A 14403-nucleotide genomic window follows, 5' to 3' on the forward strand; every position below is an offset into this window, starting at 1 on the left:
GAACAGATGTTCGAATATGTCCGAATTTGCAATCCGCAGTGGCGCAACAGAGCATCCGGCTGCATGGCTCATCGGCGATTTCCGCGCTCTGGCGCGGCAACAGACGGTTGCAGATACTCGGAGCCGCGGTCAACCTGGTGGCGATGGCTCTGGTCTTCGGCTTGTTCTGGACGTTGGGCAGTGCTCCCGGCCTCGGTAGTTCGGTGGGCACGTTCATCGGCTTCATGGTAATTGCCGCCGTTCTGGTCACCAAGACCACCACCGACCACTCGTTCAGCGCCAAATGGCAGGACCTCATGCGGTTGCGCATCATCGGCGCCCGCCCGTGCTGGCTTATTGGCTCGATGATCGTCGCCCAGCTGCCCATCACGTTGGTCTCGGCTGTGCTCGCCTGTCTGCCGGGCATTCCTGTCGCTTTCCTCTTCAATCTCATGCTCGGCGGCGAGAGCGCACATCTTACAGGCGGTGCGTTCGTTCAGTCTTTGTGGCAAACGGTACTCATCGCTCTGGCTTGCACAGTGGTGGCTGTTTGGTTCTCCGGAAGGCGCGTGGTGGGTTCGGCACTGTCCCTTTCGCCGGTTCGCCAACGTAGGCAGAGCAGGCTAGGCATCAAGGGCTCCGACCGCATTCGCGGCATGGGCTCATTGCTCTCCCGTGTGTGGCGAACGTTCTTCACTCTTGCACTGTTCGTGGTCGGCATCGCCTGGGGTGTGGCCGCCATGATGAGCGACAGTGATGCGGCGCAGATGGGTATCGGCGTCATGCCGCTGTGCACATGCTGGGCATTGGCCCGTCTTGCGGGGCCATTGCTCGGGAGTATCAGCAGGGCTGCAACCAAGCTCTGGCATTCCAGCTCGTCCGTGGTGGTCGCCATGCGAGATCTGGCGGCGCTGAAGTCCACGTCGCTCTTCAGTGTTGCGATGGTCGCTGTGGCCGTCTTCGTGTTCATGGTAGGCTCCCAGCTCGGCCTCGACAACGCCGCGCGCACCTCGTTCGATGCCATGTTGGGGAATACTGGCGTGCTGCAGACCAGTCTGAAGGGGAAAGCCGGTACGAGCGAGCTCGCCCGTACTGCTAGGAAGGCTGATTCCAAGGCGCTGGTGCTCGTTCCCACGCGAGTCGAGCCATTTGAAGACTATTACAAGACCTGCAACCAGCAGATGCATGATGAGGCGGTCAGTGAACCAGACGTCACCTATCTTCCCGACACGTCATCGACCGTCACTGCCGGCTCGCTCACCGATTTTGTGCCTCAATCCGCCATCAACGGCAACGTCAATGGCGGCATTGTCGCCACGCAGGCCATAAGTGCTCATGTAGGTGACTATGCATGTGTGGCGCAGGCGGGAGAGAAATGGAGCAAACAACGAGTCTCCGCCGTGCTCGTCATCGGTGGCGGAGCGCTGGGCAACTACTTGGTGCCGGCAAGCGCCAAAGCCCACGAGCCAAGTGTGGGCACCCGTCTGGCGTTGGTGCATAAGGACAGTAAGGAAGCAGCTGAACGGGTCTCGGCTCACTCGGCTTCGGTTCGTTCCAGCAATGACAATGAACACACGGTTTCCGATTTTGAACGTGGAACCATCACCTATGCATCGGGGCATGCGTGGGTCAAATCTCTGCCCACCGGTGGAGTGCAGATGCGCGAGAGCCAGGCCGGATCAAACCGCAACGGCATGTACTTCACCATCTATCCGATTCTCGTCATCTGCGTGGTGGCGCTGGTCTCCGTGGCCGCCAACGACGCCGAGTCGCGCCGGGGCGAGGCCCGTGCCGCATGGCTCATCGGCATGCGTGAGCGTCAGTGGGTGCTCACCGGTGTCCTGAGGGTCGGCGTGGAAGTTGGACTCTCCGCATTGTTGGCGCTCGCCGTCACGCTGGTCTCCACGAACCTCACCCAGCAGTTGCGCTGGCGTGTGCTTTGGCATGCGAGCCGCGTCTTTATTCCATTGCCGCAAATCGCACTGATCGGCGTTGCGATGCTACTGGTCGTGCTGGCGGGCGCCTTCCTCTACCGTGCCGTCTGGCACCGTGTCGCACAATCGTAAGTGAATACGATCCGGGGATGCTGCCACAATGGTCACACATCTCCGGCTCCGTATCGAATTTCTACGTAAGCAGAGAAAGCTTATAGGGGAATAGTGGAGCGTAGAAGTTTGAGCTTTTTAAGGCCATGATGTATAGCTTATGACTTGTGAACCTATGGTCGGTAGTGTGGTTTTAAGTTGGTTGAGATTTCTGTGTGTCTGATACTGATTTGTCATAAACTACATACTGATAGTCTCCCTTCCCGGCCTCTCAACGATGCACAAATGGAAGGGGCCTTCACTTTTCTGGAGGTAAGCAATGAAGCCGAGTCTCACTTGGTCCGAACAGATGGAGCTGTTGATTTCACGAGGCTTGGTAGTCAGTAGTCTGCCAATTTGGGCGGCAGTCGAGTCGTGGTCATTTGGAACGCTTTCCAAATGTATTGAGTTGGGAGATTGTGGAAAGCTAGCAGCAAAAGTAGCTAGTAGTGTCGGAGTTCCCAAAGACGGTTTTGCCTATCGTGTTCGTTCTTTAGTATATTTGCGGAATCGATGCGCACATCACAGTCGTTTGTGGAATCACTCGGTGCTTGATGCGGGAAAGACTCCTAATAACGTAAGAGGCAAGGCTAAGAGAATTGCAGGTAATTTCGAGCCCCGTTCTGTGCTCGATGTGGTTGCATCGCTGGATGATATTGTGGGTAAGCACGGTGGTGGCTCGCCGTTCCTAGCTGATTTCGTTGAACACAGAATGATGTGTTTTGGGAAGGGCTATGTAACCCGCAGCCGCCGCAGGATCATGTAAAAGATTAGAGGCACCCTGAGCCAAGGTGTGACCTTTGGCACAGGGCTTGACAGAGAATTCAGCGCCATCATGGAAGTATGAGTGTTAATGATAATGATGCGCAATTCGCAGGTAGAGCGAGTGGTGCGGACGTTCCGCCGCTGTCCATGGAACACGTCTCCTACCACTATCGAGTGGCGGCCAAGGAGAGCAGTGACGAAGGTGATAGAACAGCCGCAGGTATTGAGGGAATAAACCTTACCTGCAAAACGGGCTCATGGACGGCTGTGATGGGGCCAAGTGGCGCGGGCAAATCCACGCTGCTGTATTGCGCGTCCGGCCTGCTGCCTGTGGATTCAGGCTCCGTGCGCCTCGCCGGGCGTGACATTGCGGCGATGAAGGAGCGGGAGCTGACCGCCTTGCGTCGCGACCGCATCGGCTTCGTCTTCCAGGACTACAACCTTGTCGACGCGTTCACCTGCCTGCAGAACGTGATGCTCTCCAGCCTGTTCGGCGGTCCGAAGATGAGTGTGGCACGGGTAACGCGTGCATTGACCCAGGTCGGCCTGGACGGGTTTGCGGCCAAGTATCCACCCGACATGTCGGGCGGCCAGCGTCAGCGTGTGGCCATAGCCCGAGCACTCGCAGGTGAACCTGACATGGTCTTCGCCGACGAGCCTACAGGTGCGCTCGATTCGCATAGCTCACGCATGGTCCTCGATGCCTTCGGTCGGCTTGTCGATCAGGGGCGTACGGTGCTCATGGTCACCCACGATCCGAATGTGGCGGCACGGGCGCAACGCACGGTGTTCCTGCTCGACGGCAGAGTGGAGTCGGTGTGCAAGGGATACAGCGCCGAACGCCTTTCTACGCATCTGGCCGATATGGCCGAACAAGCCGATGGGTCTGACTTGGCCGGTGGTGTGAGGGCGTCGGGCAGTGCCGGCCGCGAATCCGAGGGGCGGCTATGAGCGGGATATTGAATAAGGAAACGAATGGCCAGAAATCGGAGCAAAGTACCGCTTCGCCCTCATCGGCATCGTTGGTGCTCGCGTTGCTGCGTGCCCACCGTCCGACATACACGATTATGGCGCTGGCGGTGTTTGCCGCATCATTGCTGATCTGCGGCATCATGCAGGTCTACGTCGCCGCCTCTGCCCACGACGGGGCCGAGCGTGGGCATGTGGGCATGATCCGGCGTTTCACGCTCGACAGCGGGTATGACGGGGCATCGTTGGTGGCTGGCATTGCATTGGCGTGCTGTCTGCTGGTGTCAGTGTTCATGGTGTTGGCCTCCGTTTCGTCATTGGTCCAGGCCCGGCGCCGAGAATATGGTCTGTTGCGGCTTGCCGGTGCGTCGCGGCATAGGATTGTATGGATGGAGCTGTGTGAATTCGGCGTTCCGCTCGCCTGCACTGCCTGTGCAGGAAGTCTGATCGGCATGGCTCTGACCGCGCCGCTGGGGCGTATATTCGCCATCGCCTCAGGTCTTGTCGCCAACGATGTGCCGTTCGAACCCCGTGTTCGCCCAGGGGCTGCGGCATTGTCATTTGTGCTCGTCATGGCAGCATGCCTGATTGGAGTATGGGTCTCGATGCACACGGTCGCCAAGTGTGAGCCGTTGGAACTGATGAGCAAGGCCGAGGCCAAGTCGGTGAAAATCGGCGGAATTCGTAAGGTTGTCAGCGTGCTGGTGTCCTTGGCGATACTGGTGCTGGTCCTCGCTCCGTTGCCTTCGCTGGAGCAGGACATGCGCACCATGCTGCTGGTCTTGATGGTGATCGTCGATGCCTATCTGCTTTCGCCTGTGCTGGTGCCTCGATTTGCATCGGGTGTTGGCGCCGTTGCCCAAGCGCTGTCCCACGGCTCCGGTCTACTCGCCAGGCAGCGTGCACGGCGTGGGGTCGCCGGCTCGGTCTCGGTGGCGCTTCCGGTGGTCATGCTGTTGACCATCGTCTGCTCGTTCGCTGCCCTCATCCAGTCGGGAAGTGCGGGAAACATGGTGCTCAACTTCGAGCCGCTCAAGGCTAATGTCATTGTCACCTTGCCTGATGGTTCCGAGCTTGCCAAGCTTGACAAAGCCGTACGCGGTATCGGCAATGAGACCGCAGTCTCTGCTGTCTATCACACGCAGAGTTGGGCGGAGAAGGCGAGTGGTCGGCTTCGGTTCGTCACGACCGGCAGTTACAAGGATTTGGCGAACAACAGTCCGCGCCTCAGCGGCATCAAGGTCGTTGAGGGCAATCTCAAGGGTCTTGGTCCCGGGGCAATCGCTGTCAATACGCAGATGGACGGGTATTCGCCGAGTCAATATGCCATTGGCAGCAGCGTTACATTCTATGATAGGAATGACAGGCCGGTGTCCGAGCGCATCGTGGCGCATGTCGAGCCGAAACCCGGATTCGAGAGCTTGACCACGTTCGATTTCCTGACGCTTGAAGGTGCGATGGGGAATGGCGGAGAGGACGGTGATGCCATTGCCGCAGTCACGGTCAGAGATGCCTCCAACATATCTCACGTCGTTGATGCGCTGCGCGCCGAAAGGCTGCATGACGGTCAGGTATATACCAAGGATGAGTTTCTGTATCACCGGGTGATGCAGGCACAGTCCGGTCAGCGTGCCATGGTGGTGCTCATTGCGGGAGGGGCGGCGCTGGCTGCGATGTTCCTGATGCAGTCCATCGCCTTGGCCGTTGCCGGAAGGCGCTCACAGAACATGCGGTTGCACCAGATGGGAGTGCTCCGTGGCTCCATCGCCTTGGCGAATGTGCTTGAGACTATCCTCGACGTGGTTGCTGGTGTGCTCGTCTCATTGCTCGCTGTGGCGGTCGTGGTTCTCGCCGTGGCGGGGGAATTTGCCCGTGCCGGCATCCCCTTGCACCTCACGCCTGTGCCGATTGGTACGTTCACCTTGCTGTCGTTGGGGCTCCTGGCGTTCGCGGTCGTGGTTGCGGTAATCTGTAGCAGGACTAGGACAGACAGCGTTCGCAGGGCTTAGCATTCTGAGCTGATTGTGATTAGTCGATCGAACCGGTGAGCAGAGCGGTCAGCTCGGTGCGGTTGCGCACACCGAGGGTGTGGAAGATGTGGCTGATGTGGTTCTTCACCGTGCCGGTGGAGAGGAAGACGATTCCCGCGATCTCCGAGTTGGTCATGCCTTGGGCGACCAACTCGGCAATCTGACACTCGCGATCGGTGAGCATGGACAACAGCGCCTGAACCTCCGCGGTGCCGTTGGTTGCATCGGCATTCGTGTTGGTGGATTTATTCAAGGTCATGGTGTCAACGCGGTCTGCTGACACTGTATTCAAGCCACGAGTCGTGCCAGATTCGTCTGCATTGGATTCAGCGCCGCCGCGTCCGCCTTCGGCGATGAGCCTCATGGCGTGGTCCACAGCGCTTGACCCCAGCACTCTGCCACCGTTCGCCGCCGTGCGGATGGCTTGTTCCAAGTCTGCTGCCGATACATCTTTGAGCAGGTAACCCACGGCTCCGGCTTTGAGCGCACCCACCAGGTTGTCGTCCTCATCGAACGCTGTGAGCAGGATGCAGTTGATGTTGGGAAACCGCCGATGTAACTGTGCGATGAGCTCCGGGCCGCTGACACCCGGCATTCGCGCGTCCACCAGCGCCACATCGATATCGTCATCTGACGTGGCAATCTGTAGTGCTTCGGCTGCGTCCCCTGCGGTGCCTGTCACCTTGATGTCGTCCGTGTCGTTCACCAGAATCGAGAGCCCAGTGCGAATGAGCTCTTGGTCGTCCACGATGAGCAGGTGAATCATGTCTTGCCTTGGGCTGCTCATTATTGTTTCTCCCTCGAAATATCCTGACCGCGATTGGCTTTGTCTCCAGCAATCCTCGGCACGATGAGTGTCACCTTCGTGCCGCCCAGCGCCTGTGACTCTCCAATGCCCAGACTTCCGCCGTTCTCCATGGCGCGTTTGCGCAACGCCGCAAGCCCGAAACCGTGCTCCACATCAGCCTCATCCATTCCCGGCCCGTCATCGTCCACCGTCAGCCGCGTGGAGTTGGCGCCCACGGTGATGTCGATGCTCACGGTTGCCGCATGTGCGTGCCGTACGGCGTTGGTCAGCGTCTCTTGGAGTGCACGAAAAATCAAGGTCTGTTCGACTTCGCTGAGCAGATTCGTATCGCCGGTGACGGTTGTGGTCATCCTCATGCCGGCGGAGCTGAATGAATCAGCCATGCGTTCAACGGTTGCCCTGTCGAGCCGCCCACCGAAGGCAGTGGGGTTGAGTGCCCGGGCCATCTGCCGCACCTCGGTCAGCGCGTCCTTGGCTATTGTGTCGCTGCGTGCAATCGCAGACCGAACGGCCTCTAGATTCCTGGTTTCTCGGGTCGCGTTCGTTCCTCCAGAAATCGCGCCGAAATCCGCCTTGCATGAATCGTGATGCTCGGTGTCATCTGTGTCGTCTTTACTTTTTCCCTGTTCCAGCCGTCGTAGCGCATTTTGCGCCGCTTCGTTGGCATAGTGGATGGCGGTGAGCTGTTGGCCGAGGGAATCGTGCATTTCGGATGCTATGCGCCCACGTTCCCGGGAGAGTGTCAATGATTCGATGGTCTCCACGTCGTCCTTCAGTTGCCCGTTGGCCTTCTGCAGTCGTGCCGACTGTTGGGTGAATACCATGAAAAGAATGCCGGCGAAGAGCACGTAGAGCGTGGATGTCATGTAATCGCTGTCGCCGAAGTCCTTCAGTGGGTTGAGCAGGGGAGAGATGGCGGTGATGATCACGGCCGAGAGCACAATCGTGACGTAGCCGAAAGTCGCGTTGAACAGTAGGGCGACCTCGGCGGTAACGATGTAGATCAGCAGGCTGCCGCCGCGTCGCAGGAATGGTGCGGACCACAGGCACACTATGATGAGCAGCGTGGCCAGCGTGCGTTGAGCCGCTAGGTTACCCACCTTCCGCACGGCAATGTACAGGCCGATGATGAGCAACGGCTGGGCGACCATTAGCACGAACCTGGCCATGTACGCCGAATCCGGTACGGCGAACAAGCATCCCAATACGAACATGAGTGTGGCATATTTCGGAAACTTTCGTGCCGGGGTGCGCCAGTCTTGTCGAATTCGTGCCATTGGAGCCATGGCTATTATTTTACCTGTGTGCCGCGAGGGAAGGGGCGGAGAAGCCGTTGACTGATTCCGTGGCAATGTCGTTTTCGTGGCTATGTGTTTCAGGTAGTGAGCAAGCGGTAGGGTTTCAGACCAGCTTATCGTTCACGTGCCAAAGTCAGGGGGAGGACATGCTCCATATATCATTGAAGCATGAGTGAACATGATGATGAGCGAGTAGCCGCAGACCGGTTCGGCGGCGCCAAGACGTCCAATGAGCGAAAACGAAAAGTCAGGAACGTCAGGACTGCGAAGAACGAGAAGCCTGCGAAGTCCAAGGTCCAACCGGAGGGCTCGGGATCCAATGGCCGGACCTTGGATCCCGAGAAGGCCTCATCTCTGCCGGAGCGACAGATCGTTATTGGCAAGGACGGCGTGCCGCGTTGTTGGTGGGCCTATTCCAGCGAGCTGCAACGCCGTGACCACGACGAACAGTGGGGCGGCCCATGCTATGACTCGGACGAGCTTTTCGCACGCCTGTGCCTGGAGTGCATGCAGGCCGGACTTTCATGGAGCGCCATTCTGAAGAAGCAGGCCCATATGCGTGAGGTCTTTCACCAGTTCAAACCATGTGCGGTGGCCGCAATGGCCCCGGAGATTCCCGCGCTGCTCCAAGACCCTGGCATCATCCGCAACCGTCGCAAGGTGGAGGCCATCATATCCAACGCCAAGCTGGTGGTCGCGCTTGAGGAAAGCGGAACGACCTTCGCCGATTACCTCTGGGAGATGGTGGGTGGCAAACCGGTCGTCAATCGTCCGGTCTCTGCCGCTCAGGTGCCGGTCTACAACGATGTGGCTGAGTTGATGAGTAAGACGATGAAGAAGGCAGGGTTCAAATTCGTCGGTCCCACCATCATGTACGCGTTCATGCAGTCCACTGGTATGGTCAACGACCACATCGCCGGTTGCTTCCGCGCCATGTAGAATCCTGAGCGACGCAGGTGTTGCACAGGTGGTATGTGTTCGATGCGCAAAGGTCATGTGTTGGTGTTGGCCGTGAGAAACCTGATAGCGACTTTGAGTGGTGCCTGTCCAAAGGCCACTTGGAAGGTGAGGAGACTGCCGAAGAAGCGGCGGTGCGCGAGGTGCATGAGGAGACCGGTATCTGGGGCAAAATAGAGCGTGAAATCGCCACCGTGGATTATCGCTTTGCATGGGAGGGCCATACCGTTCGTAAGTTCATCAAGAAGTTCGCGTTGCGACGTACGTCCGGTGAGCTCACCGTAGAGAACGACCCCGACCATGAGGCCCAAAAGGTGCGCTGGGTGCCGCTGGACGATTTGAAATCCACATTGACATATGACACCGACCGTGGGTGGTACGCGAATATCGTTCACTGCAACGGTGCCCAAACTCCGTTGTGGGTGATTACATTTGCAGGCAAATGCCGGTCTGGTTCACACAGAGGGGACTTTTTATATCGAACCGTGAAAATCTCAAAAAGAAAACAACCGAATTAAGCTATTTTGATTGAGTGTCATGATGTACTACTGATAAAAAGTCCCCTCTGCATGAATCCAACGGCTGAGCACTAGGATGTTTGCTCATTGAGTGTTCATCTGAAGCATAATGGCGTAGCTGAGCTTGACAGGTCGTAGCGTATGCGTATACTGACGACTGTAATTCCGGTTCACGTCTGGTTTGTTGGCTTTGTCTGTCAGCGCTTGGCGACCCGGGTCACCTGAATTCCTTAGGAGACATTATGAAGCAGGGTATCCATCCCGATTATCACACCGTACAGGTTACGTGCTCGTGCGGCAACACCTTCGTCACCAAGTCCACTGCGCCTGGCGACCACATGACGGTCGACGTCTGCTCGAACTGCCATCCCTTCTACACCGGCAAGCAGAAGATTCTCGACACCGGCGGCCGTGTGGCTCGCTTCGAGAAGCGCTACGGCAAGAAGAGCAAGTAGCATTCTTATTGCGCCAGCATTGCAACGGTTCGTTTCAGCGGATTGGTTGCGTGCTGGCGTTTTTGTATGTGTGCAGGGATCAACAGGCTGCAAAAATCCACAACTGCTACACATATCCACGAATAATGGGTGAAAACGCTGGATGGTTGCGGCTAGTGTTGAAATCAGTAGATGAAAAGGTAACGGTATGGCAGACGAACAATTTGCGGCGGCTGAAAAGGCCGAAGAGGAATATAACGACATCGAGCGGCAAATGAGCCAGCCCGAGGTCGCCTCAGACCCCAAGGCCATTCGCAAGCTGGGCCGTCGCCATGCCGAGCTTGGAGGCATCGTCGATGCCTACCACGAAGTCAAATCCATCAGTGACGACTTGGATGCCGCCCATGAGCTGGCCGATGAGGACACCGACTTCGCAGCGGAGGCCAAGGAGCTTGAGTCCAAGTTGCCTGCCGCCGAGGAGAAACTGCGTACTGCACTCATCCCGCGTGATCCTGACGATGCGCGAGACACCATCATGGAGATCAAGGCCGGCACTGGCGGCGAGGAGGCGGCGCTCTTTGCCGGCGACCTGTTGCGCATGTACACCCGCTACGCCGAGAAGCGCGGCTGGAGCACCACCATTCAAAGTGAGAACGGCACCGAGCTGGGTGGCGTGAAGGATGTACAGGTTGCCATACGCGCCAAGGGGAATCCTGCGCCGGAGGACGGTGTATGGGCGAGTCTTAAGTACGAGGGCGGCGTGCACCGCGTGCAGCGCATCCCCGTCACCGAGTCGCAAGGCCGTATCCAGACCTCAGCGGCGGGTGTCATCGTCTTCCCCGAGGCCGATGAGGACGACGACGAGATCGAGATCGACCCCAAAGATCTGAAGATCGACATCTTCATGAGCTCCGGCCCTGGCGGCCAGTCGGTGAACACCACGTATTCCGCGGTGCGTATGACCCATATCCCCACTGGCGTGGTGGTGAGCATGCAGGACGAGAAGTCGCAGATCCAGAACCGTGCGGCCGCCTTGCGCGTCCTCAAGTCGCGTCTGCTCGCCATGAAACATGAGCGGGAGGCGCAGGAGGCCGCGGACATGCGCCATTCCCAAGTCCGTTCGCTCGACCGCTCCGAGCGCATCCGCACCTATAACTTCCCGGAGAACCGGATTGTCGACCACCGCACGAACTACAAGGCCTACAACCTCGACCAAGTGCTTGACGGCGATCTGCAGGCCGTCATCGATAGCGACATCCAGGCCGATGAGGCAGAACGACTCGGAACAGGCAAGGACTGAAGAACTGATTGAACGCTGGAATAGCCAGGTGCGAATGCCTTTCACGAGTGACCGTAATGTGGTAATGATCAATGATGAAATAGAAAGCCAGCCTGATGTCTCGATTCATTGAATCATTGCTCACGTCTGCCGCAACCACCTTGGCGGATGCCGGTGTCGACACCCCCCGTAACGATGCCAAGCTGCTGCTTGCCGAGGCTTATGGCGTTGAGCCGAGTGATGTCGATAAGGCTGTGTTGCTTGGTCGGGATTTGCCGCTTGCCAGTGGGCGGCAAACAGGCAGTGAGACCATGAACGCTGCTGTGGCTCAGGCGCGTGAGTCGGCTCACAAAGATGAATTTGATTGTGAAAGTGCCTGCACTGTTATCGGCAAAGGCTTCTCTTTACGCGATGTTGCTGACGAAAATGATGCGGATATGCATCGCAGCTCTTCTGCTCAACGTGGTTCGGATGTCTGTGGTAATAAGGATAGCGAAAAAGAAGACCCATCGATACGATTTGCGTCCATGGTGAGGCATCGTGCCGCTAGGGAGCCCTTGCAATACATCGTTGGCCATGCGCCGTTCCGGTATCTTGACCTGAAGGTCGGTCCTGGCGTGTTCATTCCCCGACCTGAGACCGAGTCCGTGGTTCAGGCAGCCATCGACTGGTTGGGGGAGCAACGCATCTCTTCACCACGATTGGTCGATCTTTGCACCGGCAGTGGTGCCATCGGTCTTTCGCTGGCCACCGAAGTGCCAAACGCCGAGGTATGGGCGGTTGAACAGTCTCCAGAGGCTTTGGAATGGGCTCGGCATAACAGGGACGCCATAATCGGGAATAACGGCGACGATGGCAAGGTTTCCGATCGTAGAATGGCCCCCCACAGTGTCGTGCACCGAGATGGCGCAGGGAGCCGGGATGAGGGGAACAAGGCTTGCAGCAAACGTTATTACCTTGTCCAAGGCGATGCCGTCGACTCCTCGGTGCTGGTTGATTTGGATGGCACCATCGATGCGGTGGTGACCAATCCGCCGTATGTGCCTTTGGAAGAGGTCCCTGAGCAACCGGAGGTGCGTGACCATGACCCAAGGATGGCGCTCTACGGCGGCAGTGATGACGGTCTGCTCATTCCCGAGAACATCATCGTCCGTTCGGCTTCGTTGCTGCATGCCGGCGGCCTGCTCGTCATGGAACATGACATTTCGCAAGGTGAGCCACTAATCAATTTTGCACATGACCACGGTTTCGCGGAAACTCGTACTGGCAACGACTTGACCGGTCGTCCTCGCTATCTATTCGCTCTCAGATCCGGTTTGCATTTGTAGGGGGTAGTAGTGCGGCAGCAGTACAGCGGCGGGTATGATTCAGACATAATCGACGCTGTCCATGTCCTTAACGTACCCATATGGATATGGTTTCTTGCTATGTGGGTACATTGTGGACGCCTACAGGTCATGTGCAGTTATTTCAGTGTCTGATTTGACTGGTCAGATGCCCACCGTTGTGCTAAATTGATCCGGCCCTGGCGTTTATTGAGCGTATTCTTGGTTGATGGCGGCGTCATCGTCGGTGATGGTGCGTAGCACCCTTGCCGGCGTCCCTACGGCCACGGTGTTGTCGGGGATATCGTGGGTCACCACGGCGCCCGCGCTGATGACGCAGCCGGAACCGATGGTCACTCCGCCTAGGACGGTCACATTGCCACCAAACCAGCAGTTCGAACCGATGGTGATCGGTTTGGCGTATTCATAGTCATAGAAACTGCCGTCAGGACGCTGGCGAATGTTGCGATCCTGCCAACGGATGGGGTGGGAAGCGGGGAGCAGCGAGACATTTGGTCCAAAGAGCACGTCGTCGCCGATGGTCACCGGTGCGCAGTCGAGGACCACAAAATTGAAGTTGGCGTAAACGTGGTCTCCAAAGGTGGTGTGCCTACCGTAATCGAAGGAAATCGGTCCAGCGAGGAAACAACCTTCGCCATGCCTGCCCAGAAGTTCGTCAAGAATCTTTGCATGCTGTGCATCATCGTCAGAAGGTGTGGTGTTGTATTCGTGGCATAGTTTGCTTGATTTGGCACGCAGAGCAACCAGTTCAGGATCTGAGTCGTCATGCAGGTTTCCGGCCAGCATTTCCTCATATTCGCTTTTGCGCGGCTGGCGTAGTTCAATAGATGGTATCGCCGTCATGGCGCTCCTTTACGGGTCCATTCGATAGATACGTCTTCAAAGTGTATTGACGATAGATGACAATATACCCATGATCTGCATTGGTGCTTGGTACTATCATTGAAGTGGTGTTGAGTTTGTGTATTGGCGTTTGTGTCGTTTTGAGAAGGAGTTGAGTAGGTATGGCTGCTGATAAATCACCGGAAATTATTCAAATGGAACAGGCGGAAAAAGCCTATAAGAAGGCAAAATCCGTTTATAAACACACCGCCTCATCCGCTGAAGCGTCACTGAAGCAGGCCAAGCGCGCCCATAGCAAGGATGTGAAATCTGCCGAGAAGGCCTTGAATGAGAGCAAAGACGACATTTCGCAAGTCATAGACGCCTTTGCAGGCGCTAAGTTGTATTGGGACCATATTACGTGTCGGAAGTCCTCGCTACAGCTGGAGGAAGGCATGGTTGTGGAGGTCAATGCCTCGGGAAATACGTATACTGCTGTCGCCAATGCCGGCAATGTGGAGACCAGTTCCAGCGCTCCGATTGCTTCAAGCACCACTTCCGTATATGCCAACAGCACGGCTTTGGGGGCTGCAAGCGCTGACAATGTACCACAGGACGGTAGCCGTAATCTGTTCATTACGCTCAAGACCTCAACCAATGCCATGACCATTCAATGCGATCCGAACAAGGAGAAGGATGCGAGGGATTTCGCCGATGCCATTGCATCCGCTGCCTCCAAGGTCTCTCAGCAGGCCGAAGTGAATCGCGTTCGTCTCAGTGACGCCCATGGTGAGATCGCCAGAAGTCGTGGAGACACCGGGCAGGTGGATAAGGCCAATGACGCAGTCGATGCCGCCAAGGCCGATACGGCTGCACTCGACGAGGCGAAATTGAAGCTTGACAAGGCCATTGCGAACGTTCCCCCGGACGAACTGAACGAATACCGTTCGAAGCGTCGACGCAGGGCAATCATCATAGCGGCAATCTGTATCGTTGTGGTTATCATTGTTGCAGCCGTTGTATATTTCTTGCTTCAGTGATTGATTTGCCGCAAGTCGAGATGCAATGGTGCAATGAGACCAGTGGATGTTAATAGAAACATACGTACATTCCG

At 57.1% G+C, this 14403-nt stretch carries 13 protein-coding genes; 10 read left to right on the forward strand and 3 right to left on the reverse strand.

What is annotated here, in order from left to right:
- The first annotated feature begins 38 nt into the window (after window positions 1-38).
- The 4 genes from ACSYSS_RS03670 (at window position 39) to ACSYSS_RS03685 (ending at window position 5806) form a co-directional block, all read left to right on the forward strand.
- The gene (locus ACSYSS_RS03670; protein WP_491704114.1) at window positions 39-2045 is read left to right on the forward strand and encodes a hypothetical protein; all 2007 of its coding nucleotides are present in this window, start codon (window positions 39-41) and stop codon (window positions 2043-2045) included.
- 298 nt (window positions 2046-2343) lie between these two features.
- On the forward strand, window positions 2344-2829 hold the full coding sequence (locus ACSYSS_RS03675; protein ID WP_491704115.1) for an Abi family protein: 486 nt from the start codon (window positions 2344-2346) through the stop codon (window positions 2827-2829).
- Window positions 2830-2906: 77 nt separating this feature from the next.
- The gene (locus tag ACSYSS_RS03680) at window positions 2907-3779 is read left to right on the forward strand and encodes an ABC transporter ATP-binding protein (protein ID WP_491704116.1); all 873 of its coding nucleotides are present in this window, start codon (window positions 2907-2909) and stop codon (window positions 3777-3779) included.
- Window positions 3776-5806 (forward strand): FtsX-like permease family protein, encoded by a 2031-nt coding sequence (locus tag ACSYSS_RS03685; protein ID WP_491704117.1) that lies wholly within the window; start codon window positions 3776-3778, stop codon window positions 5804-5806. Before ACSYSS_RS03680 ends, ACSYSS_RS03685 begins: the two co-directional genes overlap by 4 nt.
- 19 nt (window positions 5807-5825) lie before the next feature.
- Here ACSYSS_RS03685 and ACSYSS_RS03690 read toward each other — a convergent pair whose 3' ends face one another.
- A complete protein-coding gene (locus ACSYSS_RS03690) occupies window positions 5826-6614 on the reverse strand; it encodes a response regulator (RefSeq protein WP_491704118.1) in 789 nt (262 codons plus the stop codon).
- Window positions 6614-7912: a sensor histidine kinase gene (locus ACSYSS_RS03695; RefSeq protein WP_491704119.1), complete on the reverse strand. Its 1299-nt coding sequence runs from the start codon at window positions 7910-7912 to the stop codon at window positions 6614-6616. Before ACSYSS_RS03695 ends, ACSYSS_RS03690 begins: the two co-directional genes overlap by 1 nt.
- A 189-nt stretch (window positions 7913-8101) precedes the next feature.
- Here ACSYSS_RS03695 and ACSYSS_RS03700 point away from each other — a divergent pair, with 189 nt between their 5' ends.
- From ACSYSS_RS03700 to ACSYSS_RS03720, 5 genes are all read left to right on the forward strand, one after another.
- Window positions 8102-8872, forward strand: a complete 771-nt coding sequence (locus tag ACSYSS_RS03700; protein ID WP_491704120.1) for a DNA-3-methyladenine glycosylase I — start codon at window positions 8102-8104, stop codon at window positions 8870-8872.
- A 35-nt stretch (window positions 8873-8907) separates the two neighbouring features.
- On the forward strand, window positions 8908-9408 hold the full coding sequence (locus tag ACSYSS_RS03705) for an NUDIX domain-containing protein (protein WP_491704121.1): 501 nt from the start codon (window positions 8908-8910) through the stop codon (window positions 9406-9408).
- A gap of 242 nt (window positions 9409-9650) precedes the next feature.
- Window positions 9651-9863, forward strand: coding sequence for a 50S ribosomal protein L31 (gene rpmE / locus ACSYSS_RS03710; RefSeq protein ID WP_491704122.1), 213 nt, complete (start codon window positions 9651-9653; stop codon window positions 9861-9863).
- A 187-nt stretch (window positions 9864-10050) separates the two neighbouring features.
- Window positions 10051-11142 carry a peptide chain release factor 1 gene (gene prfA, locus ACSYSS_RS03715; RefSeq protein ID WP_491704123.1) on the forward strand — a complete coding sequence of 364 codons (1092 nt, stop codon included), beginning with the start codon at window positions 10051-10053 and terminating at the stop codon, window positions 11140-11142.
- Window positions 11143-11237: 95 nt separating this feature from the next.
- Window positions 11238-12449, forward strand: coding sequence for a N5-glutamine methyltransferase family protein (locus ACSYSS_RS03720; protein WP_491704124.1), 1212 nt, complete (start codon window positions 11238-11240; stop codon window positions 12447-12449).
- A gap of 204 nt (window positions 12450-12653) precedes the next feature.
- On the opposite strand, the gene ACSYSS_RS03725 is transcribed toward ACSYSS_RS03720, so the two are convergent.
- Window positions 12654-13310, reverse strand: a complete 657-nt coding sequence (locus tag ACSYSS_RS03725; RefSeq protein WP_491704125.1) for a sugar O-acetyltransferase — start codon at window positions 13308-13310, stop codon at window positions 12654-12656.
- A 161-nt stretch (window positions 13311-13471) separates the two neighbouring features.
- Between ACSYSS_RS03725 and ACSYSS_RS03730 the strand changes: the two genes are divergently transcribed.
- Window positions 13472-14329 (forward strand): hypothetical protein, encoded by an 858-nt coding sequence (locus ACSYSS_RS03730; RefSeq protein WP_491704126.1) that lies wholly within the window; start codon window positions 13472-13474, stop codon window positions 14327-14329.
- The last annotated feature ends 74 nt before the right edge of the window (window positions 14330-14403 follow it).

This window comes from Bifidobacterium sp. ESL1118, assembly GCF_058505595.1.

Bases quoted from the DNA above. Each gene is read 5' to 3' on its own strand.
- rpmE (WP_491704122.1), top strand. From the start codon at position 9,651: ATGAAGCAGGGTATCCATCCCGATTATCACACCGTACAGGTTACGTGC.
- ACSYSS_RS03690 (WP_491704118.1), bottom strand. From the start codon at position 6,614: ATGAGCAGCCCAAGGCAAGACATGATTCACCTGCTCATCGTGGACGAC.
- ACSYSS_RS03700 (WP_491704120.1), top strand. From the start codon at position 8,102: ATGAGTGAACATGATGATGAGCGAGTAGCCGCAGACCGGTTCGGCGGC.
- prfA (WP_491704123.1), top strand. From the start codon at position 10,051: ATGGCAGACGAACAATTTGCGGCGGCTGAAAAGGCCGAAGAGGAATAT.
- ACSYSS_RS03695 (WP_491704119.1), bottom strand. From the start codon at position 7,912: ATGGCACGAATTCGACAAGACTGGCGCACCCCGGCACGAAAGTTTCCG.
- ACSYSS_RS03720 (WP_491704124.1), top strand. From the start codon at position 11,238: ATGTCTCGATTCATTGAATCATTGCTCACGTCTGCCGCAACCACCTTG.
- ACSYSS_RS03675 (WP_491704115.1), top strand. From the start codon at position 2,344: ATGAAGCCGAGTCTCACTTGGTCCGAACAGATGGAGCTGTTGATTTCA.
- ACSYSS_RS03685 (WP_491704117.1), top strand. From the start codon at position 3,776: ATGAGCGGGATATTGAATAAGGAAACGAATGGCCAGAAATCGGAGCAA.
- ACSYSS_RS03680 (WP_491704116.1), top strand. From the start codon at position 2,907: ATGAGTGTTAATGATAATGATGCGCAATTCGCAGGTAGAGCGAGTGGT.
- ACSYSS_RS03730 (WP_491704126.1), top strand. From the start codon at position 13,472: ATGGCTGCTGATAAATCACCGGAAATTATTCAAATGGAACAGGCGGAA.
- ACSYSS_RS03725 (WP_491704125.1), bottom strand. From the start codon at position 13,310: ATGACGGCGATACCATCTATTGAACTACGCCAGCCGCGCAAAAGCGAA.